The organism is Rhodanobacter sp. L36, from assembly GCF_009765755.1.
Taxonomy (GTDB): domain Bacteria; phylum Pseudomonadota; class Gammaproteobacteria; order Xanthomonadales; family Rhodanobacteraceae; genus Rhodanobacter.
Genome location: NZ_LMUV01000011.1, coordinates 687,958 through 708,835 on the forward strand (window position 1 = coordinate 687,958; position 20,878 = coordinate 708,835).

Consider the following 20,878-nt stretch of genomic DNA (forward strand, 5'->3'; position numbering starts at 1 on the left):
GTCAGCGGATAAAAAAACATCGATGAGACGCATCTGAAGTTCGATACATTAACTATAGGTGTAGATTGGGTATGCAAGCGCGTCTGTTTAACATCCAACGCGCATGTGGAGCAAAAAGGGCCTAGGCGAGACTTTTTTGTCGAGTGGCCATTGTTTCCTGAGGAATGCCGCCATGAACGATGTTTCGTATTGGCTTCTGGTCCTACTTCCCGTTGTCATGCCCCTAGCTGCATACTTGCTCCTGCGTCCAACACGCTCGAGGTTTCTGACGTTGGCGGCATCAGGAGGATTGCTTGTTCTCGTTTCGCGAATCTTGGTACTTGATTGCTCCCCGTCGAGTCAACTGCTTCGAGCGGGCATCTCGAGGGTGACATCACTAGACCGTGTCGCTGAAATCGTTTCTGGAACCGGCTTCTTGGTTTTGATTAACATCATCGTCTTGGGCTTGGCGTTGATGGAGCTGCTCGATTGGTACCAATTCCGTCGCGTAAAGCTCCGCCGAAGAGGATCTTTGTAAAGGTTTAGGGCTGGATTTCTATCGGAGCTCTTTTGTTTACAAGACATACAGTCCGAAAATTTTGATGCGGCTATTTCTGACGCTGCATCGAAGTTTTTAAGTAAAGAAAACTCGATTGAGCTATTAATCACAAATTTCGTCTAAAGCGGATGTTAGGAAATAACTTTCACGTCACTCATGAAGATTTGCAGGTGGCGACTGTCTTTGACAGTAGGTTTCGTTTACAGATCTGTGTAGATTCGTTTATATTCAGGTGCATTGCTCTCTTAAGCTTGAGCCAAATTGGTTCAATGGTCTGTTCAGGCATTTTTTGTAAAGGTTGATAGGAAAATTGAGAATCGTCTGATATGCATTTGGCGAGGTAATAGGGATAATTAACTCATGGACGCGATGCAGCACGTTTTCGGTCATCTTAGATGTTGCCAAAACTGCTCTTCTCGCCACCAGTTCCCGCATATCTAAGGATAGATGTGTGCCTTTATCGGCGGCAGACAAGGCCTCACCCCCTGAGTCGAGTTTGTCGGGATCTATTAGACGCCGTGCGAGGAGCCGGTGTTTTTCTCGTAGACGGAGGCCCGCTCAGATCAGTTTGAGCGGGCTTTTTGTTTTGTTTGAAATCAAAAAAGTTGGCCGATTCGATCGTAGTACGGCACGTGTAGCGTTAAGCCGATGGGCCGATGAGTTGCAGGTGTCTGCCACATGCCTTATGCGCCCCCAAGACGGCACTCACGATCGCCGGAAAATCTTCTGCAGTGCCGCATTGAAGCTACTGACTCGGGCGTGTAGTGGTGCTAATTGATAGGCTCGTTCCTAGATAACCACGGTATCAACGATCGGCGGCTTACTGTGAGAACCGCGATACCGCTAAGGCAAAAAGAGCAGGAACAAAAAACACGAGAAGCAGAGTCGATAGCTGTTCCCGTAGGCTGTAACCGATGCGATTTACGCCAATCCAGAAATTGGCGGTGGCGATGATCAACCAAGCTGGAACGAAAATTTGGGTGGCGAGTGCCACCGCGCTTGCGTTAGGAGCACCAAGCCATCCGGCTAGGGTAAAAATACCCAAAAGGACTATTCCGGTCACAATGACCAGGAGCGTACGCATATGAAATCCTTGTTCGTTTCCGAACCCGCGTTTGGCATATGCCCACGAGCGTCTTCCTTGCCGTGCTGATGAAATAGATAGTTGTACTGCGCGGCTGGCAGCAGTACCGCCTCCGTCAAGTCATCAAAAGTTCAATCTTTTTGCACAAGGTAACGGGCGCCAAAGACGCCTCCAAGTGCAGGATAGTCAATCCGCTTTTGTAAAATGATGCGACATATTTTTTGTCGTGTTCACTCAGGAAAAGATGCTCAAATTCTTTGCGATATCTTTGCCGGCGTAGGGGGGAAAGACATCCAGGTCCAAGTCTGGGTTTCCGATCAGCATCGCTTTTGTGTTACTGAGCGCATCGAAGCCGGCCTTGCCGTAATACTTGCCCATGCCGCTGTAACCGACGCCACCGAAGGGCAGGCTATCGATCCAGCAATGAAGGTTGGTCTGATTGACGCATCCGCCGCCAAAAGAAAGGCTGCTGAGCACCAGATTAATGTTTGTCTGGTTCTTGCTGAAAATATAGGCGGCGAGCGACTTTGGCTTGCGCTTCATGATATTCAGAATTTCCTTCAAATCGGCATAGGGCATCACCGGCATCACGGGCCCGAAAACTTCTTGCTGCAGCGCTGGATCGTCCCAGGTTGAAGGGTAAAGAATCGTCGGCTCGACATATCGGGACTGAATGTCCGATCGGCCACCGTGCACGACCTTTTCGGCAACGATGTAGGAGGCCACACGCTGCGTGTCGTGCTCGCTGATCATGCGCGCGAAATCAGGGCTCTGCTGAGGATCGGTTCCATACATCTTTACGATCGAGGCTTTTAGCTTGACGATGAAAGCATCTGCGACGCTCTCATGCACGTACACATACCCTGGCGCGATACACCATTGGCCAGAGATGGCATTGTGTCCCCAGGCGATGCGATCTGCCGCGATATCGAGGTTGGCCGTCTCGTCGACAATCGTCGGATTCTGTCCGCCAAGTTCCAGAATCACTGGTGTCAGATTCTCGGCGGCAGCGCGCATCACGATTTTCCCCACAGCCGAACTGCCGGTAAAAAAGATGAAGTCGAACGGTAACGCCAGAAGATCGGCGATTTCCTCGCGTCCACCGGTTACGACAGCCACGTTCTCCGGTGCGAAGTACTGCGGCACGAGTTTCTGGAATAGCGCCGCAGTAGTCGGTGTTGTATTAGCTGGCTTCAAGACGACCGTGTTTCCCGCCGCCAGCGCAGCGATAGCGGGGTCGAGCAAAAGCAGGATAGGAGCGTTGAACGGGCCGATGACCAACGTAACACCGTACGGTTCCTTGAGGATCAGGCCGCGGTTGCCGGTCGCCTCCAGACCTTTCGGAATCGCCACTGATTGCGGCGCCATAAGTTCCTTGAGGTTGTCGCGGTAGTACTTGATATTTCCGAGCGGTACGGTGATCTCGAAAAGCTGTTCGAACGGCGGCTTGCCGAAATCCTGATAGAGCGCAGCGCAAAACTCATGCTGATTATCACGCAGCATCCGTTCCATGCGGTCCAGCTGGTCGATTCGCCAGGCGTAAGATTTCGTTTCGTCGCTCAGAAAATGCGCTCTTTGCGCATCTAGCAATGTCTGAAATTTATTGGTCATGCCGTCCCTTCATTGCGAAATGCCCAGCTGTACCGGGTTCGTCGATATTGAGCTCAGACGCATCCTCCATCGCCGCCACAGATGAGCGATGGCTTTCGCCGGTCAATTGATTGGCGAAATGATGCCGCCATTGATGAAGCTCGTGGTTCCAGTCATCCAGCGTGCTTCCGGTGAAACGAGGAACAACGCGAGGCCCGTGATGTCCGCGATGTTGCCGAGACCACCGTCTATCGACATCGACTGGAGCCAGGCTACGTTCTCGTTGGATTCGGCGGGATAGAAGAAGGAAGTATCAAGCGGCCCGGGGGCAATACAGTTGACGGTGATGCCACGTGGGCCCAACTCCTTGGCGAGCGCTTTACTGAAATGCTCAAGCGGCGCTTTGCTGCCGGCGTAGCCCGCATAAGTTGGTGCGAAAGCAGCGACCATAGTAGTGACGAAGCTCAGAACGCGACCTTCGTCGGAAAGTCTCTTTGAAGCTTCCTTCAGCAGGAAGAAGGCGGCTTTCGCATTGACGTTGAACAGATCGTCGAACTCGGTCTCTTCAAATTCGACGAGCGGCTTGCGGACGATCTTGCCGGCCGTATTTATGAGGATATCGACCTTGCCGAACTTGGCCATGGCAGCATCGAACAGCGCCGTAGCTTGTGGGGGCTTGGTGAGGTCGGCCTGGAACGTCAGGGCTTCCTGGCCATGTCCGCGCACAGCCGAAGCAGTTTCTTCGGCCTGCTTTTGCTTGGACGCGGAGTTGTAGTGAACCACGACGTCGGCTCCTTCTTGCGCGAGCAATTCAGCCAGTGCCTTGCCCACATTGGCAGAGGCGCCGACAACGATCGCGGTCTTGCCAACGAAGCGGCGCGCGCCAGTGCTTGTTGCGGAAGGATACGATTTGCGGATTTGTTGATGAGCAATGGCGACCATTTTCTTACTCCTACCGGGAAAAATCTTTCTTTCTGTTAGCAGCGATGCGAAGAGCGCTCTTTGGAATATGCCCCTGGGGATTTGACTGCTTAGTGGTAGAGCTCATCTGCAGGGCAGCGTCGCCAAAAGGAATGTGGATAATCAATATTCATCAAGCGCATCCAAAACGATTTCGGCGGTGAGCCTGCTGCTGTATTGCTGCTGCCCCGTAATCAGGCGTCCATCGCGAACAGCGAAAGGTTTATTGGCGGGGCCACACAGAAAGCGAGTGCCTTGGATGCGACCAGCTTCACTTTGGATGGTGTATTCGTTCAATTTCATGCCAAAAGCGGCATTCACGTCGTCTTCTTCTTCATCAGTAAAGCCGGTCCAGCTTTTGCCTTCGGCCAGAAGCTTTCCGTTGGACAGACGGGCCCAGAGCAAGAGAGAGGAACCATGGCAGATCAACGCGACGATCTTGCCAGTCTCATAGAAGGAGGTGATTAGCCCATGTAGCGCCGGATTATCCTTGAAGGTTAGGAGTGGGCCGCCGCCTCCAGCAACCCAAACCGCGTCATAGTCATCAAAGGCAAGCCCATTGATGGAAAGGGTGTTCTGCAGCATTGCCGCGTACGTCGCATGATGTACAAAGCCAAGGCTGATTAAATCGTCAGAGTAGGCCCCGCCAGAAGTGCGTGGATCACTGTGGGTATCGAACATCACCTGTCCGCCGTTTGGAGAGGCGAGGTGCACCTGATGCCCAGCTTCAGTGAACATGAGAAAGGCACGCGTCATTTCTTCGGCGAAGAAACCAACCAGAAAGCCTTTGAGCCGGGTCGTGTTGGATACGATCAACAGGACGCGTCGCGGCTTGCGCTCCGCGCTCGTACGAGTTTCCATTGTCAGGTCTGCTGCTGGCATTGTTATCTTCCCGAAAGATATAAGTGCGCTACAACCTCTCAGCCATCATTCGATCGGTTGGCAAAGCCACGACTCTGCGCTTCGGCAAAGTCTGATGTGTCGATTGACCAGAAATCTCATTTGGTGGTGTAGCCGCCGTTGATGAGAATGGTTTGACCGGTGATCCACCAGCCCTCACTGACGAGGTGGCGAATGAACGGCACCACATCTCCGATGTCGGTCAGGCCGGTTTTGCTGAATGGCGAGAGTGCCGCGGCTGATTTGTGATACGCCTGTGCGTCGGCACCCTCGGCTGGATAGAAGAATGGGGTATCCATAGGGCCCGGACCCACTGCGGTGACCGAGATGCCACGCGCGCCGAATTCCTTGGACGCTGCACGCGTGTAATGTTCGACCGGTGCCTTGGTGCCTGCGTAGGCAGCGTAGAACGGCGTGTACGCTCCAAGCAGAGAGGTGACTAGCGTCACGATCTTGCCGTTATCGTTGACATGCTTGCCTGCCTCCTTGAGAAAGAAGAAAGCAGTTTTCGAGTTGACGGCTATCATCGCGTCGTACTCGGATTCGCTGATATCAACTAACGGCTTCTTCAACACTTTGCCCACGGTGTTGATCGCGATATCCGGCCTGCCAACTGCGGCGATAGTGTCAGTAAACAATTGCTCGACTGCCGCAGCAGTCGTCAGGTCGGCCTGAATGGCGACAGCCTGTGCTCCAGTTGACTGAATCGCGACAACAGTTGCATCGGCATCGCCCTTGCTGCTCGCGCTGTTGTAATGGATGGCGATAGCCTTGGCACCTTGCTGCGCGAGATCGCGAGCGATCAAGCCCCCGAGGTTTTTTGCGCCGCCGGCAATGAGGGCGATCTTGCCCTTGATAGAATGGTCCGCCATGTCAGTCTCCTCAAATGTTTACAGCAAAGTGTTCGAGTGTAGGCGCTGAATAAACGCCGAATAAGCCATCTTGAATTGGATGGAATGTCCCGAAAATCTGTCTAATAAATTGAGATAATTAACGAGTATGTAACGGTTGAAAATAATTTAACCAGCTCACCATTTCAAATTATCGTCAATTATCCGCTCGTCGTGTATGTGATTCTTTCAGTCAATAGCGATTTCAGCAATCATTCCGTAGCTATCTGGCGGCAATTCGAAGAAGATCAATTGGTCGAGCGATGACATTATTTGTGATACTGGCGCTAAGCGATCCTGGGTGCGAGTCCTGATAGACTTATCAAGGATATCGCTGCTCCTGATCGTATTCTCTGGTCAAATTTTTAGCATACCGACGATATGATTCGTCCACTTTGACTAGTCAAGATGACGACGTAGCTATCACTTTCTCTGAGGAGTCGGGCGAACTGGCGCGAATTTTCACCACGGACGCATGATTATTGCGACTGGCTTCATCTTGTCAGCAGTCGCCAACGAGATGACAATCGCGTATCCAGTCCACTAGATTTTTACTGTCATCTCGTTGTGTTGGTAGTTGGTCCAGCGTTTTATTTAATGGGCGATGTGGTCTACAGAAAGATCGTTTTATGGACGGCTTCCGTTGTCGCATCTCATCAGGCTCATCGTGCCCGCGGTGTTGAAGCCGTATGGTTCCGACCGACCAATTAATGGTCAGCGGATGATCACGTTAATTTTGATGACAGTGACTATCCGGAGCAGTTGGCGCGTCGCGTGGAACTTCCGCTTAGCTAATTCAAGCGCGTCACCGCCATTGCAAAAAGCTCGCGAAGGGTAAGCGCGCGCCCTGACTCTTTAGGGTAGCCATCAAGATGGTCGTCACCGGTCAGGGCTGCCCACCAACAACTTTCGACAGCCTTTTTATATTTTTCGTTACTGTAGGCATGGATAGCTTGCCGTAAGAACAAATCCTCGCCATAAGTTGCGGCACGTCTTCTTTCATCGAGCTGATCAAGCAGTCGTTCAATGAGTCGACGGGTAGAGGGGGCCCACTCATCCCGTCGGGTTGAGGTTCTCTGCAATATTCCATCTGCGATCAGTTGAGAACCTTCGGCCGCTTCGCGGTAATCCATTGGAACGAACTTACCGGTCTTTATGAAAAGATCCTTGCAAAAATCAGCAGATGCTTCACTCATATAACCCGAACATTTTGAATTCATGTCGGCTGACGGAGATATGCTTTCGTTTTGATTTATTCGATGTTTTGTCATATATAATAAAAAACCTTTTAGATCGCAATCGCTGTCTTTGGTATAGAGCAGCGGTAGTCATGCTCTTAGGATTTTCAAGTAGCTCAACAAACAACTAATGGCTTTAAGGAAATTTCATCGAGTTAGCGCGATGTCACTGCCCTGAGAACGAGCAGCGTAAAGTCCATAGCGTTCAATGGCTTCAACGTCGCGCAGACGCAATTGTTTGCCGTCCTTCAGCCACTCTGCCAGGGCTCGATCGATCTGTTCGTACAGCTGGCTGAGATATGACACCTTTCGCAGGTCATCGATTTCCGGGTAGCCCAGCAAGGATTCGTCCGGCATAGGTGGGATGCGCATCAGGGAGAAGCCAAAAATGACTAGGCTCGCAACTACGAGGCCGAGCGCCATCGACTCCATATGAGTCCCGAATGCGTTCAGTACAAATAGGGCAAGCGTCAGAACGGCGATCACCCCACACACGTTTCTTGCTCTAATCCTGACGATGTGAGCATGTTTTTGCCGTTCAATCGCCAGTACTTCGGCATTGCTATAGCAATGGTGTGCAAAGGGTTCCATGACGCTGATCCTTGTATGGGACGTTCCTCTCAGCGTAAGGGTCCCTTCTGACGAGGGAATCCAGCGCTCTGAAGTGCGGCGTTCGATCCGCGCTTGTCTACTACTGAATCGTATTTTTGGGTGAAATGACGCCAAGCCCGTCGAAATCAGTCGTCTGCAGGCGCACATATCAGATTCCCGAACCTAGCTCGTCGATATGCCGAGAGGGTTGATCTTGAAGTCTGGTCTGAGATTGGTCGGACGCGGTAATGCAATTCTGTGCGAGGACCGACGCGGTGGCTGGCAAGCTCAGCATCGTCGCGACCATGCACGCGCGAATATCCGCTTCCACTTCCTAAAAGCTTAGGGCGTTCCTTCGAACCCGATCTGTGCGTTGCACAGAAACACGGCGCCGTCTTTTCGACGGAGTTCGGGAGTGTGCCCGTTCGATAGGGACGGTCGTCTGGTACAAACTCGCGACCATTGAGCACTGTAATCGCGATGTGCAACGCGGGATCAGATGCCGCGAAGACGGGCCTGATTCAATTTTGGTCGGTCGAGGTCTTCGATCAGGATATCCAGGCGTTTCAGGTAGGGCGACAACTTCTGCAAGGTCAGACCAGCGTCAGGCTTGCTCAGATCTTCCAGCCACTTGCGGCCTTCCGTGACGATGGGGCCGTCGGTGAACAGTTGCAGAGCGCCCAGCATGCGATGCAGTCGGCGCGCTGCTTCGACCGTATCGCCAGCGGTGACTGCCTGATCGAGTTGGCGCAGGTCGTACCAGCTGGTTTCCACCATGACCCGGATCATGTCCTCGTCGACGATGGTGGGCTCCAGTGGCAAGTCGCGTTCTTCATTCGCCTTGCGTGCCGCCATATGGCGTGGTTTTGTTTCGACCGATCGATTCGACAGCCATGTCTCCAGCATCAGATCAAGTTCACGCAGTTGTACCGGCTTGCTCATGTAATCGTCCATGCCCGCCAAGCGGCAACGAATGACCTCGTCGTCGAGTGTGCCGGCGGTCATGGCAATGATCGGCATGCGCGTGGTCATGCCCTGTATGGCCTCGTGTTGACGCCAGGTGGTCGCCAGTTCGTAGCCGTCCATTACCGGCATCTGGCAGTCGGTGATGAGCAAGGCGTAATCGCCGTGGATGAGCGCATCGTAAGCAGCCTCGCCGTCGTCGACGATATCGCATGCCCAGCCGAGCAGTTCGAATTGCCGACGTGCCAGCGCCTGACCGACCGGATGATCCTCGGCGATAAGAACGCGTCCGCGACTTCCTCGCGATGATTTTGTCGCCTCGTCTGGCGTCGACGAAGGCTCCGATTCTGCCGGGGTGCGATCATGCGCATTGATCGGCTCGAGTGCCATCACGCACGCGCGCATCACGGATTGCCATTTCAGTGGATTAGCGCTCAAGTGGATCAGGTCGTTTTTGGCGAAAGGCCCGGCGCGTGAAACGGAATGGCGATCCACGACTACCGTCTGTGCCGCAATGGCACCTGCACCTTGCTCATCGCCCACGTCCACGAACAGCAGGTTCGCAGCCAGACCGGCACGCAACGTCTCGGAACGATGGATACGTTCCACTGTGATGCCCAGGGCGGTCAAATGATCCGAAAGCGCCACAGCCGTTTCGTTCGATTCGAGTCGCAACACGGCATGCCTTCCGGTGAGGCCGGGCGGACGTTCAACCTGGCGCTTGTCGATAGGCAATTTCAGCTCGACCGTAACGGTCGTGCCGACGCCCAGCCGGCTTTCCAGCGTGATGCTGCCGCCCATCAACTGCAGCAGATGGCGACAGATAGCGAGACCCAATCCCGTGCCGCCGTAACGGCGAGCGGTCCAGGATTCGGCCTGCGCGAAAGGCGTGAACAAGAGTCCCTGTTTCTCCTCGGCGATACCGATGCCAGTGTCGCGAACCGTAAGTCGTATGCGTTGCGAAAGATCGTCGTCGCTCAGTACTCGCAGCCCGACGACGATGCTTCCATGTTCAGTGAATTTGCTGGCGTTGTTGATCAGGTTCAGCAGAATCTGACGTATGCGGACACTGTCGCCTTTGAGCGTGCCCGCCAGCGCCGCGTCGACCGTTACCTGCACATGCAGCCCACTGCGGTGCATGTGCGACGACAGGCTGCTCACGATGTTGTCGACCAGCGTGCGTGGATCGAAGGGCGCTTCGTTCAGATGCAGGTTGCCCGCTTCGAGTTTGGAAAAATCCAGCACGTCCTTGAGTATTTGCAGCAACACGCCGGCGGAATCTTCGACCGCGCTGAGCAACTCCTGCTGCTCGGCGTCGAGTTTTGTATGGCCGAGCAATTCCAGCATCCCAAGGACGCCATTCATTGGCGTGCGAATCTCGTGGCTCATCGTGGCCAGGAAATCCGCCTTCGCCTTGGATGCGCGCTCTGCGGCATCACGTGCAGCGAGCAGGGTTTCGTTGTGCCGATTGATGGCGGTCGTGTCGAGCAGGTAGCCAGTCCAGTGGATGGCTCCATCGAGCAAACGGCGTGGCGCCATCGCCAGATGAATCCAGTGAAGTCCATCGGCGCCAAAGGCTCGAAAATCCAGCGACGTGCTGTTCAGATGCCGCGTGGCGTCGCGTGTCATCCGGATCACGTTGGGCTGATCATCCGGATGGATGCGTTCCAGGATCGGCCAATCGCGCAGTATGTTGCGCGTTGCCACCAACTGTTCCGGATCGACATTGAAAAGCGCATGCAGGTCACCGGTAAGGTAAGCCAGTCGACGTAACTGGTCCTTGCCGCGGTGAACGGTAAACACCACAAGCGGAATGCGCTGTGTGATTTCGCGCAGACTCTGTTCGTTGATACGTAGGTTGTCCTGCACCTCCCGATAACGCGTGATGTTCAACAGCACACCAAGCGAACCGATCACGCCGCGATCGCCGGCATGGATCGGGCAGTCGTGCCAGATCGCTACCCTGCGACCGCCATCGAGGTCGGTGTAGTTGATTTCGCGTTGTTGCGCTTCACCGCTGGCGACGGATGCAAGACTGGTATCGTAGAAGCGCCGATGAGCGGTCTCGCCGCCTTCGCCTATGAACGAACCGCGCGCGGGCAATGCCAGGCTTGTGTGTCCGAGCGCCGAACTCTCGATGCCACATTCGCTTCGGCTTCTCGAATTGATCATCAGGAAAACATCGCAGCGATCTCTCGCGATCACCGGGAAAGGCAGCGCATCCAGTACCGCTTGCGTATATGTTTCCTGCTCGGCCAGTTGTTGCGCTGCCTGATCGAGCTTCCTACCGGCTGCACGCAATTTCCTCAGCAGCAGGAGCGCCACTATCGCCGAAACGGTGAGCAAGGCGGCTAATCCATAAATCGTCACGGTCGTGGGCGACACGTCGAGCAACGCGATCGTCGAAACAGTTGGTGTTGCGATCATTCCCATGACGTTCACCCGGGCATTTGCAAAACAGCGACTGTCCGCATCGAAACCTTAAAAGATTGCGGACTTTCTCGCTGCCTGTTCAGTAAGTCCATATTATGCTTGCCGTCGGTACGCTGGAGAGTACTTTGATTGTGCGTCACGATTGTCGCCGTCACGCATCGGAATAGGTTGGGCCGTCTCCGACCTTTCAGGGAGTTCTAATCGTGCAGATCATCATTGCCGACGACCATCCAGTCATCCTGATGGGGCTGAAGGCGCTGCTCAAGACGCAAGGCGATGCCTTTCAAGTTGTCGACGAGGCACACAATGGTGGTGAGTTGCTCCGGCTGCTTGCTACCAAGCCGTGTGACTTGCTGATTACTGATTTCTCGATGCCCGACGAACAGGCATCGACCGACGGTTTGCCGCTTCTGAAGCGTATCCGACGTGACTATGCAGCCTTGCCCGTCATCGTTCTCACCATTATCCACAATCCGACCTTGATTCGCGGCATGTTCTCCGTCGGTGTGCAGGGCGTTGTTGAAAAAGCAGCCTTCACCAAGGAATTGTTGATGGCCGTCCGTGCCGTCAGCGGTGGCCGCAACTACCTGAGTGACGGCCTGCGCGAAGCGCAAGCCGAGGCGCACGCACCTGCGTCCAACGATGTCGCGCCGAATACGGGTGCCGCTTTGTCGATACGCGAGGCGGAAGTCGTACGTTTGTATGCCAGTGGCCTCAGTGTCACGCAAATTGCCGAAAAGGTGCATCGCAGCGTCAAGACCATCAGCCAGCAAAAAAGCGATGCGATGCGTAAGCTGGGTCTGACCAGCAACAGCGAGCTTTATCAATACGCCAGGACTTACGGCTTGATCTCCTGAGCTGCCGTCTGCGTGGTTTGCCTCAAGCTGCTCGTGCGGCTGGATGCCGGAACAGGTTTGAGGTTGCTGCAAAAATCGCTACTGGTACGCGCTGAATTAGTTCCCAGTTGAACCCTTTGCCGTCCGTTGATGATTGCGAACTTCGCATCCGTTCCCGGTAGTCGGTACAAACAAAAGCCCGCATTCTGCGGGCTTTTGTTTGTACCGATTCCATCACCACGAGAAGCGTGCAGCGATACCGCGACTTCGTCGTCGTCGGGTCGGCCAGCGAACGAAACTCAAGGCGTAAGAACGACCTTTCTGCAATCGTCCGCCTGCTCGTTGAAGGTTTTGTAGCCCTCGGCTGCGTCTGCCAGTTTCATCCGGTGCGAGATGACGGCGTCGGGTTGGAGGTCGCCGTTTTCGATGTGGTTCAAAAGTTCGGGCAGGTATTTCTGGACGTGTGTCTGACCCATCCGGAACGAGAGGCCCTTGTCGAACGCATCGCCGATCAGGAAGGCGTGGACGAACCCTGCGTAGACGCCGGGTACGCTAACGATGCCGCCTCTTCGTGTTGCAGCAATACATTGGCGCAGCGACGCGCCGGAACTCGTTTCGGCCTTGATGGTGGTGAGAATCTGATCGCCTGTGCTGCCCTTGGCTTCAAAGCCGACTGCATCGATGCTCGCATCCACGCCACGACCCTGGGTCAATGACAGAATCTGCTCTGACGGCTCGACGTCGTCGAAATTGATTGGAATAACCCCGTAGGTCGTCCTGGCGAATTCCAGTCGATAGTTCGCGCTGTCGATCATGAAGATCGTTTCGGCGCCCAGCATGCGCGCGCACGCCGCGCTCATCAGGCCGACCGGACCGGCGCCGAAAATCGCCACCGACGAACCCTTGGTGATTTCGGCATTCAACGCGGCCTGATAACCGGTCGGAAGAATGTCGCTCAGGAACAGCACCTGCTCGTCGGCCAAGCTGCCTGGCACCGCGAATGGTCCGACATTGGCCTTGGGCACGCGAACCAGTTCGGCCTGGCCACCGGGTACGCCGCCGTAGAGATGGCTGTATCCGAATAACGCCGCGGGCGGTGTGATCAGATTCTTGTGCTTGAGCGCCGCGCCTTGATCCGGGTTGGTGGTCTCGCACGCGCCATAAAGCTCCTTGGCGCAGAAGAAGCATTCACCGCACGCGATGACAAAGGGGATCACCACGCGGTCGCCTTTCTTCACGGCAGTGACATCCTTGCCGGCGTCTTCGACCACTCCCATGAATTCGTGACCGAGAATGTCGCCGTTTTTCAGTTCGGGAATCTTGCCGCGATACAAATGCAGATCCGAGCCGCAAATGGCCGTGGCCGTGACGCGCAGGATGATGTCGTCGGATGCGATGAGCGAGGGATCGGCGACGGATTCGACGCGAACATCCTTGGTGCCGTGATAGGTCAGTGCTTGCATGCTCATCTCCGGAAGTGGTGCAGCAACCGTGAGGCTTTACGGGTCAACCGGCAGTGAGCGAATGGCCGTGTCGAATCGACACGGCCTCGACATTCCACGTCGTTCTGCCCATCGATGGCGATCACCGAGATAGTCGTCGCGACGATCATTCCGACTTGCCGTGCATTTCACGATTGATGCCCGATAAACGGCGCCTGCGGAATTCGCTTGAAGCGAACGACATATCGTCAGACAGTGCATCAAACAGGACATCCATCATGAAAACGCTCGGCTATGCCGCCAAGCATTCCTTCAGCAATCTTGCTCCCTACGAATTCGAACGCGATCCATGCGCTGAGAATGAAGTCGAGATCGTCGTGCAATTTTGCGGCGTGTGTCATTCCGATATTCACCAAGTGAAGAAGGAATGGAACAACACCATTTATCCATGCGTGCCCGGGCATGAAATCGTCGGCGTGGTTCGCAAGGTGGGCACGAGCGTCACGCGCCATGCCGTGGGCGATCTCGTCGGCGTCGGCTGCATGATCGACAGCTGCCGAAAGTGCGAGCCCTGCAAGTTGAAAGAAGAAAACTATTGCGAAGGGCCGAACGGTGCCCTCGCCACGTACAACGGACCGATGGTGCCTGCGAAGCAGGCGCCGGGCGAGATCAACACGTACGGGCGCGACAACACGTTCGGCGGATATTCCGAAACCGTCGTCGTGCCCGAAGATTTCGTTCTGAAGATTCCGGCAAATCTGCGCCCGGAAGTGGCTGCACCGATTCTCTGTGCCGGCGTCACCACGTATTCGCCGCTCAAGCATTGGGGCGTCAAGGCCGGTGATCGGGTAGGTGTCTTGGGCTGCGGCGGATTGGGCCACATGGCCGCGAAACTCGCCAAGGCCATGGGCGCGCACGTCACGGTATTCACTGCGACCGACAACAAGCTCGATGTCGCGTCATCGCTGGGCGTGGAGATCGTTCGCGAAGACGACAAGGAAGCGCTGAAGTTGATGAAGAGTTCGTTCGACTTCATCCTGTCGACCATTCCCGAATCGCACGACATCAACCCGTTCATCCAGTTGCTCAAGCGCGACAGCGTCATCGTTGTCTGCGGAGCGCTGGAGCCGATGAAACCGGTCGACAATCAGGCGTTGGCCTTTCATCGCAAACAGGTCGCTGCATCGTTGATCGGAAGCATTGCCGATACGCAGGAAGTCCTGGATTTCTGCGCCGAACACGGCATCGGTCCGGACATCGAACTCATCCCGATTCAGGACATCAATGTCGCGATCAAGAAAATCATCGACAGCAAAGTTCGCTTTCGATATGTCATCGACATGGCAACGCTCGCGCGCGAAAAAAGCTGAGCGCGGACACCGGTGGGCACTGAACTGTTTACGTCGATCATCGGATGGCTAGCGTCAGCGATCCTCATCGTGACCTTGCTCTGGCAGGTATGGACGCAGGCGAAAACGCATAGCGACAAGGGCGTCAGCCGCTGGCTCTTTGCTGGCCAGATTTCGGCCTCTGTTCTTTTTCTGCTCTACAGCCTGCGAGTACATAACGGCGTGTTCGTGGTTTCCAACGCGGTGATCTTGCTGACGGCGATTGCGGGTCAGTGGGTATTCCATCGGAACAAGGCGCGGCAGGGTCGGAGCTGAAAGCCTCGATCAATGCAGATGCGATCAAGATTCGAGAAGGCCTTCCGATCACATGCATATGGACGGCTATTGTTTCTTCACGCCAGCGCAGGATCCGTAGACATTGCCGGTCAGGCCCGGCTCGAACAATGCTGCCTGCGGCATCTCGGCCCATCAGGCAGCGGCATCGTTCCGAACATTGCCTTCTCCACGTGATGATGCCCACATGCTCAAGCTGTGAACGGGTCATCACAGGTTCTTGCGATTGCCGCGGTATGGTGCCGGTCCCTCTAGTCATGGCCTTTCATTCGCATGCACGATTCCACCGTGCCCGACGCGTCATTTTTTCTCGGCAATGGATCGCACCTGGATCAACTGATCAGGCAATACGACTGGTCGAAAACCTCTTTGGGAGCATTGCCCGACTGGCCTGCTCACCTGCGCAGCACGACAGCGATGATGCTGCGATCCGCTGTGCCGATGTCCCTGCAATGGGGACGGGAAGGCTGGATGATCTATAACGATGCCTACCGTGCCATTGCCGGCGCGCGTCATCCCGGCATGCTCGGCAAGACGCTTCTGGAAAACTGGCCGGAGGTGGCGGAGTTCAGGCAACGTGCGCTTAATCGGGTGCTGGATGGTGAAACGCTGCAATATCGCAACCATCGTCTGCCGCTCATCCACAACGGCGAACCGCAGGACATGTATCTCGACCTCGACTACAGCCCGGTGGTGGACGAAAGCGGAAAACCCGCGGGCATGCTGGGAATCATCAACAACGTTACCGAGCGATTCCAGAATCAGGAACGATTGCGCATCGCGCAGGAAGCGGGGCGTATCGGCACGTTCGAACTTTTTCCCGAGACCGGCCGGCTCGAAGTTTCGCTGGAGTACCGACGCATTTGGGGAATAGCGCCGGACGTACCTGTCACGCTGGATCTGCTGGCGAGGCTGGTGCATCCGGATGATCGTCACGTCGTCGGTCCGCAACGACTGGGCATGTCCAATCGGTTGGCGTATGTGGAATATCGCCGCATCGATCCGGTGAGCGGAGAAATTCGCTGGATCGCACGACGCGGCGAAGTGATTTCCACCGAGGGCAGGCCGGATCGTTTCATTGGCATCATCCTGGATATCACGGAGCGGAAACGCGCCGAAGATGCGCTGCTGGTGAGCGAGAAAAAATGGCGCCAACTGGTCGAACAGATGAACGTTAAGGAAGTCCGTCATCGCAACGTGCGGGCGCTGCTACAACAACTGGGAAACGATGCGGAGAAGAGCGGCCGCCGCTCCGGCGGCATGATGATGCTGGCCGAGATGCTGCAGAAATCCGTGGCGCAGGTCAGCCGTTTCGCATCGGAAAATCCGGTGACGCAGATCGGCGACCGCATCGCCCGCCAGATCGAGGAAGCGTTCGGCAAGGATCACGGCTGGCTGGATCACGCGCAGTGGCAAACCGATTCGGAAAGCATGCAAGCCTGATACATGGCCTTCACAGGTTGCGGACGATGCGCTGTCTATAACTGTCGCACCCGCAACGATCGAAGGAAGACAGTGATGAACAGCAATGAATTTGAAGGCGCTGCCCGCAATATCGGTGGACGCGTGCAGGATGCCGCTGGTGCGCTGGCGGGTGATGCCGGCCTGCAATTGAAAGGCAAGGCACAGCAAGTTGCCGGCAGTCTGCAGGAGAAAGGGGGCGAAGCGCTCAACTCGGCACGCGAGATGGCTGCGCAGCGTCCGGTCGGCTCGATGGTCGCGGCTGCGGTGATCGGCTTTGCTCTCGGTGCGTTGTGGGCACGTCGTGACTGAAGTCCGTTCCGTGTTCTTTGCGGCGTCGGTTGAAGCGATGACGTCGCGACACGGCGAAGGCTTGCGATAGAATCCCCGGAATCTGCGTACGAACGGCAGAGCATGTCGACGATTCATTCGTCGATCCGGGGCAGCAAGTCAGGGGATCCGCAGCCATGACCACCGTGTGGAAGCAACGGCTGCTTGGGCTTCTAATGGCGCTGGTTGCGATCGATGCACGTGCGACCAGTGGTGACCACAATCGCGCTGTCGCGCTCGTTGCCAAAATGAGTTTGCAGGAAAAAGTTTCGCAGATGCAGAGCAGCGCACCTGCGATTCCGCGTCTCGGCGTGCCCGCTTACGACTGGTGGAACGAGGGATTGCATGGCTCGGCGCGCGACGGACTTGCCACCGTGTTTCCGCAAGCCATCGGACTGGCAGCGAGCTGGAATCCCGCCTTGCTGCATCAAGTCGGCGAAACGGTTTCCACCGAAGCGCGCGCGCGCTTCAACGCGGTCGGCGCCGGTCACGACCATCGCCGTTACGAAGGCCTGACCATCTGGTCGCCGAACATCAATATTTTTCGCGATCCGCGCTGGGGCAGGGGACAGGAAACCTACGGTGAAGATCCGTACCTCACGGGCCAGCTGGCCATCGGTTTCATTCACGGCATTCAGGGCGATGATCCGCAGCATCCGCGCGCCATCGCTACGCCCAAACATTTCGTCGTGCACAGCGGGCCGGAATCGGGACGCCACGGTTTCGACATCGACGTGTCGCCGCACGATCTGGAGGCGACCTACCTGCCAGCGTTCCGGATGGCTATCACCGAAGGCCATGCCGGTTCGCTGATGTGTGCATACAACGCGCTGCATGGCACGCCCGTATGTGCCGATGATGCGTTGCTCACCGATCTGCTGCGCACGGATTGGGGCTTCGACGGTTACGTCGTATCCGATTGCGATGCCATCGACGACATGACGAACTTCCATCACTTTCGCAGCGACAACGCGCAGTCGTCCGCGGCGGCCGTGCAGGCCGGAACCGATCTGGATTGCGGCAATGCGTACGCCGGTCTGGTCCAGGCTGCGCAGGGTGGCCACGTGAAGGAATCCGAACTCGACTCGGCGTTGATCCGGCTCTTTACCGCGCGCTACCGGCTTGGCGAGATGACTGCGAACGACACCAACCCTTATGCCGCCATCGGCGTCGATCAAATCAACAGCGCGGCGAGTCGACGGCTTGCGTTGCAGGCGGCGCTGGAATCGATGGTGCTGCTCAAGAATGCGCACCACATGCTGCCGTTGCGCGATGGATTGCATCTGGCGGTCATCGGTCCAAATGCCGACACGATCGAAACGCTCGAGGCGAACTATCACGGGACATCGCACGCCGTGATCACGCCGTTGCAGGGGTTGCGCGAACGCTTTGGTGCCGATCACGTGAGCTACGCACAAGGCGCGCCGATCGCTTCCGGTGTTCCGTTGCCGATACCGGAAAGTGCATTGCGTCACGGCGCCAACGCCGGCCTGCTTGGCGAATATTTCGACACGCCGGATTTTCGCGGCACGCCGAAGATTACGCGCATCGATCGCAGCGTGGACTTCGACTGGGATCACGTATCTCCCGCCGAAAATTTGCACGACCACTACGCCGTGCGCTGGAGTGGTGAACTCGTGCCGCCGGGCGCGGGCGATTACATGCTGGCCGTTCACATCGATCGCTGCTTCGATTGCGCGGGACATGATCCGGTGCATTTGTACGTCGACGGCAAGCCGGTGATCGTTGACGTCGGCGACGACTCGCACATGAAAGTGGATTTGCATTTCGACGACACGCGCCCGCGCGCGCTACGACTCGAACTCGTACACAGTGGTGAGGATCAGGGCGTGCGACTGCAATGGCTGGCGCCGGCCGAAGCACAACTCGCGCAGGCCGGGGAGGTTGCGCAACATGCTGATGCGATCGTCGCCTTCGTTGGCTTGTCGCCGGATGTCGAAGGCGAGGAACTGTCGATCGACATACCCGGTTTTTCCGGCGGCGACCGCACCGACATCGCCTTGCCGGCGGCACAACGTGCGTTGCTCGAACGCGTCGCCGCCAGCGGCAAGCCACTCGTCGTCGTGCTGATGTCGGGCAGCGCGGTTGCGATGAACTGGGCGCAGGAACACGCCGATGCGATCGTCGATGCGTGGTATCCGGGCGAAGAAGGTGGTCGCGCCATCGCACGGACACTGGCGGGCGACGAAAATCCAGCCGGTCGCCTGCCGGTGACGTTCTACCGCGCCACCACCGATCTGCCGCCGTTCGTGAGTTACGCGATGGACGGGCGTACCTATCGCTACTTCACCGGCACGCCGCTGTATCCGTTTGGTTTCGGATTGAGCTACACGCATTTTTCCTACGCGGATGCATCGCTATCGACCGCGCGATTGCAGGCCGGCCAGTCGCTGACGGTCAGCGCCGTGGTGCGCAACGACGGTGATCGTGTCGGCGACGAAGTGGTGCAGGTGTATCTCGACAGCCCTGCAACGGCACAAGCACCGCGTCACGCACTGACGGATTTTCGCCGCGTGCATCTTGCTGCGGGCGAGAGTCGTCGCATCGTTTTTGCCCTTTCGCCACGGCAGCTCAGTTCGGTCGACGAGGATGGCCATCGCGCGGTCGAGGCAGGCCGCTATCGCGTGTTTCTTGGCGGCGGTCAGCCCGGTGATGCGCCAGGCATCGGCGGAGATTTCATGATCATCGGGCGCATCGCATTGCCGCGCTGATGGCCTGCATCACCGCCTGACGGCGGTGCTTGTCGCCGTTTTCACTCCGCATCCTGCATACAGGGCTACCGCATATCGGAGCAGTCCCATGGCTTTTACGCGCAATCCGAACATCGACGATTCCGCCGTCTTCAACTGGCTTTTGCTGCGTAACGATTCGAGTGTTGATCGTGGCTCGCAGTACCTGCATCTCGGCGCCGTTACGTCCGTCAACGTGCAATCCAGCGCCGACAGATTTCAGGTCAGCGTGGTGGTGCAGGGCGAGACGGTGATATGGGGTGATGGCGATGACCAAGATGCTGCGACGAAAGAAGCCATGGGCCTGATCGAACGCATCAACAGCGTGCATAACCCGCAGGCGATGGCTGGCCTCACGCCGCTGTCGTGAGCAATGCTGTCATGGACGGCTAAACGGATGTGCGCGTTACTTTGAATTCACTGGACGACGAAGTGGGCCGATGCCGACTTCGCTGATTTCGCCGTGCGCATCGTCGATGCGTGTAAACACTTTCGATGTTTTGCCTGAAGGTGATTCTGCAGTGTCGGGAGCGTTGTCTTCAAACACCGGTGGAACCGAAAAGGAATGTTCTGTCCGCTCAGTCATGCTTGCTTCGCCAAGATGGGATGGTTCAAAAACGCGGATGCGTTTCGCCGGATCGAGAGGCTGATCGCTTCGTGGTGAAGCGGTCGTCAAGCATCGGCGCCGAATACTCCACGTGCTTCGAACAGTCGAAAGGGAAGACTGCATGCGTCGGCAATGTCGCCGGCTTTCCAAGCGGAATCGTCATGAATCATCACGATCAGCAACATCATCCGAAAGCATCCGGTCGCGGTCGTCACGAGTCGAATGTCCCGAAGGATGCCGGCCGTTCTCCGGGCGGCCCCAAAGGCGCGCCAAATCGCATTCCCGGACAGAACATCGATGCCGACCAGGCAAACACTCGACACGACGGCTCGATGGACGCGGATGACAAAGGCAGGCTGCATCGTGAATCTGATAAAGACGACGATGCAGATGACGCATCACTATCGTCACGCAATATCGGCGCGCAGACGCCGGGCGATCCGGGTGGGAATCTTTCGCAGCCATTGGGCGACGGTAATTATCTTCGGATAGGCGATGCCGACGTGTCGCTTGGCGATGACGGTAGCAACGACGACGAATAGGCGAACGGACGTCGAGTGCGAGACAAGCATCCTGCCTTCAC

The 20,878-nt window shown here is 56.3% G+C and carries 19 protein-coding genes; 8 read left to right on the forward strand and 11 right to left on the reverse strand.

The window, feature by feature from the left end:
* Positions 1-766 precede the first annotated feature (766 nt).
* The 9 genes from GSQ73_RS12790 to GSQ73_RS12830 all read right to left on the reverse strand — a co-directional run bounded on the left by GSQ73_RS12790 (position 767) and on the right by GSQ73_RS12830 (position 11,187).
* A complete protein-coding gene (locus tag GSQ73_RS12790) occupies positions 767-1,012 on the reverse strand; it encodes a hypothetical protein (RefSeq protein WP_158884561.1) in 246 nt (81 codons plus the stop codon).
* Positions 1,013-1,358: 346 nt separating this feature from the next.
* The gene (locus GSQ73_RS12795; protein ID WP_158884563.1) at positions 1,359-1,622 is read right to left on the reverse strand and encodes a hypothetical protein; all 264 of its coding nucleotides are present in this window, start codon (positions 1,620-1,622) and stop codon (positions 1,359-1,361) included.
* 234 nt (positions 1,623-1,856) lie between these two features.
* Positions 1,857-3,233: an aldehyde dehydrogenase family protein gene (locus GSQ73_RS12800; protein WP_158884565.1), complete on the reverse strand. Its 1,377-nt coding sequence runs from the start codon at positions 3,231-3,233 to the stop codon at positions 1,857-1,859.
* Between the two features lie 102 nt (positions 3,234-3,335).
* Positions 3,336-4,154, reverse strand: a complete 819-nt coding sequence (locus GSQ73_RS12805) for an SDR family oxidoreductase (protein ID WP_158884567.1) — start codon at positions 4,152-4,154, stop codon at positions 3,336-3,338.
* Between the two features lie 141 nt (positions 4,155-4,295).
* Positions 4,296-5,054: a type 1 glutamine amidotransferase domain-containing protein gene (locus tag GSQ73_RS12810; protein WP_158884569.1), complete on the reverse strand. Its 759-nt coding sequence runs from the start codon at positions 5,052-5,054 to the stop codon at positions 4,296-4,298.
* 116 nt (positions 5,055-5,170) lie between these two features.
* A complete protein-coding gene (locus GSQ73_RS12815) occupies positions 5,171-5,944 on the reverse strand; it encodes an SDR family oxidoreductase (protein ID WP_158884571.1) in 774 nt (257 codons plus the stop codon).
* Positions 5,945-6,753: 809 nt separating this feature from the next.
* A complete protein-coding gene (locus tag GSQ73_RS12820) occupies positions 6,754-7,158 on the reverse strand; it encodes a hypothetical protein (RefSeq protein ID WP_158884573.1) in 405 nt (134 codons plus the stop codon).
* Between the two features lie 189 nt (positions 7,159-7,347).
* Positions 7,348-7,791: a hypothetical protein gene (locus GSQ73_RS12825; protein ID WP_158884575.1), complete on the reverse strand. Its 444-nt coding sequence runs from the start codon at positions 7,789-7,791 to the stop codon at positions 7,348-7,350.
* 495 nt (positions 7,792-8,286) lie between these two features.
* Complete coding sequence (locus GSQ73_RS12830; protein ID WP_158884577.1) at positions 8,287-11,187, reverse strand: ATP-binding protein; 2,901 nt, start codon at positions 11,185-11,187, stop codon at positions 8,287-8,289.
* A gap of 203 nt (positions 11,188-11,390) precedes the next feature.
* Here GSQ73_RS12830 and GSQ73_RS12835 point away from each other — a divergent pair, with 203 nt between their 5' ends.
* Positions 11,391-12,044 (forward strand): response regulator transcription factor, encoded by a 654-nt coding sequence (locus tag GSQ73_RS12835; protein WP_254063404.1) that lies wholly within the window; start codon positions 11,391-11,393, stop codon positions 12,042-12,044.
* Positions 12,045-12,322: 278 nt separating this feature from the next.
* Here the strand turns inward: GSQ73_RS12835 and GSQ73_RS12840 are convergent, their stop codons facing one another.
* Positions 12,323-13,486 carry a zinc-dependent alcohol dehydrogenase gene (locus GSQ73_RS12840; protein ID WP_158884579.1) on the reverse strand — a complete coding sequence of 388 codons (1,164 nt, stop codon included), beginning with the start codon at positions 13,484-13,486 and terminating at the stop codon, positions 12,323-12,325.
* A 257-nt stretch (positions 13,487-13,743) separates the two neighbouring features.
* Between GSQ73_RS12840 and GSQ73_RS12845 the strand changes: the two genes are divergently transcribed.
* The 6 genes from GSQ73_RS12845 (at position 13,744) to GSQ73_RS12870 (ending at position 20,058) form a co-directional block, all read left to right on the forward strand.
* Entirely contained in the window at positions 13,744-14,835 is a 1,092-nt protein-coding gene (locus GSQ73_RS12845) for an NAD(P)-dependent alcohol dehydrogenase (RefSeq protein ID WP_158884582.1), read from the forward strand.
* A gap of 24 nt (positions 14,836-14,859) precedes the next feature.
* On the forward strand, positions 14,860-15,129 hold the full coding sequence (locus tag GSQ73_RS12850) for a hypothetical protein (protein ID WP_174236122.1): 270 nt from the start codon (positions 14,860-14,862) through the stop codon (positions 15,127-15,129).
* 291 nt (positions 15,130-15,420) lie between these two features.
* The gene (locus tag GSQ73_RS12855; protein ID WP_158884584.1) at positions 15,421-16,590 is read left to right on the forward strand and encodes a PAS domain-containing protein; all 1,170 of its coding nucleotides are present in this window, start codon (positions 15,421-15,423) and stop codon (positions 16,588-16,590) included.
* A 75-nt stretch (positions 16,591-16,665) separates the two neighbouring features.
* A complete protein-coding gene (locus tag GSQ73_RS12860; protein ID WP_158884586.1) occupies positions 16,666-16,920 on the forward strand; it encodes a CsbD family protein in 255 nt (84 codons plus the stop codon).
* Positions 16,921-17,075: 155 nt separating this feature from the next.
* Complete coding sequence (locus GSQ73_RS12865) at positions 17,076-19,670, forward strand: glycoside hydrolase family 3 C-terminal domain-containing protein (RefSeq protein WP_158884588.1); 2,595 nt, start codon at positions 17,076-17,078, stop codon at positions 19,668-19,670.
* Between the two features lie 88 nt (positions 19,671-19,758).
* Positions 19,759-20,058, forward strand: coding sequence for a hypothetical protein (locus GSQ73_RS12870; RefSeq protein WP_158884590.1), 300 nt, complete (start codon positions 19,759-19,761; stop codon positions 20,056-20,058).
* Between the two features lie 36 nt (positions 20,059-20,094).
* On the opposite strand, the gene GSQ73_RS17925 is transcribed toward GSQ73_RS12870, so the two are convergent.
* Positions 20,095-20,274 (reverse strand): hypothetical protein, encoded by a 180-nt coding sequence (locus GSQ73_RS17925; RefSeq protein ID WP_216844778.1) that lies wholly within the window; start codon positions 20,272-20,274, stop codon positions 20,095-20,097.
* Positions 20,275-20,276: 2 nt separating this feature from the next.
* Between GSQ73_RS17925 and GSQ73_RS12875 the strand changes: the two genes are divergently transcribed.
* Positions 20,277-20,837, forward strand: coding sequence for a hypothetical protein (locus tag GSQ73_RS12875; RefSeq protein WP_216844779.1), 561 nt, complete (start codon positions 20,277-20,279; stop codon positions 20,835-20,837).
* The last annotated feature ends 41 nt before the right edge of the window (positions 20,838-20,878 follow it).

What these genes read in the sequence shown, in the direction of transcription:
- GSQ73_RS12795 (WP_158884563.1), bottom strand. Translation starts at nt 1,622, where the DNA reads ATGCGTACGCTCCTGGTCATTGTGACCGGAATAGTCCTTTTGGGTATT.
- GSQ73_RS12800 (WP_158884565.1), bottom strand. Translation starts at nt 3,233, where the DNA reads ATGACCAATAAATTTCAGACATTGCTAGATGCGCAAAGAGCGCATTTT.
- GSQ73_RS12805 (WP_158884567.1), bottom strand. Translation starts at nt 4,154, where the DNA reads ATGGTCGCCATTGCTCATCAACAAATCCGCAAATCGTATCCTTCCGCA.
- GSQ73_RS12810 (WP_158884569.1), bottom strand. Translation starts at nt 5,054, where the DNA reads ATGCCAGCAGCAGACCTGACAATGGAAACTCGTACGAGCGCGGAGCGC.
- GSQ73_RS12815 (WP_158884571.1), bottom strand. Translation starts at nt 5,944, where the DNA reads ATGGCGGACCATTCTATCAAGGGCAAGATCGCCCTCATTGCCGGCGGC.
- GSQ73_RS12820 (WP_158884573.1), bottom strand. Translation starts at nt 7,158, where the DNA reads ATGAGTGAAGCATCTGCTGATTTTTGCAAGGATCTTTTCATAAAGACC.
- GSQ73_RS12825 (WP_158884575.1), bottom strand. Translation starts at nt 7,791, where the DNA reads ATGGAACCCTTTGCACACCATTGCTATAGCAATGCCGAAGTACTGGCG.
- GSQ73_RS12830 (WP_158884577.1), bottom strand. Translation starts at nt 11,187, where the DNA reads ATGGGAATGATCGCAACACCAACTGTTTCGACGATCGCGTTGCTCGAC.
- GSQ73_RS12840 (WP_158884579.1), bottom strand. Translation starts at nt 13,486, where the DNA reads ATGCAAGCACTGACCTATCACGGCACCAAGGATGTTCGCGTCGAATCC.
- GSQ73_RS12845 (WP_158884582.1), top strand. Translation starts at nt 13,744, where the DNA reads ATGAAAACGCTCGGCTATGCCGCCAAGCATTCCTTCAGCAATCTTGCT.
- GSQ73_RS12855 (WP_158884584.1), top strand. Translation starts at nt 15,421, where the DNA reads ATGCACGATTCCACCGTGCCCGACGCGTCATTTTTTCTCGGCAATGGA.
- GSQ73_RS12860 (WP_158884586.1), top strand. Translation starts at nt 16,666, where the DNA reads ATGAACAGCAATGAATTTGAAGGCGCTGCCCGCAATATCGGTGGACGC.
- GSQ73_RS12865 (WP_158884588.1), top strand. Translation starts at nt 17,076, where the DNA reads ATGACCACCGTGTGGAAGCAACGGCTGCTTGGGCTTCTAATGGCGCTG.
- GSQ73_RS12870 (WP_158884590.1), top strand. Translation starts at nt 19,759, where the DNA reads ATGGCTTTTACGCGCAATCCGAACATCGACGATTCCGCCGTCTTCAAC.
- GSQ73_RS17925 (WP_216844778.1), bottom strand. Translation starts at nt 20,274, where the DNA reads ATGACTGAGCGGACAGAACATTCCTTTTCGGTTCCACCGGTGTTTGAA.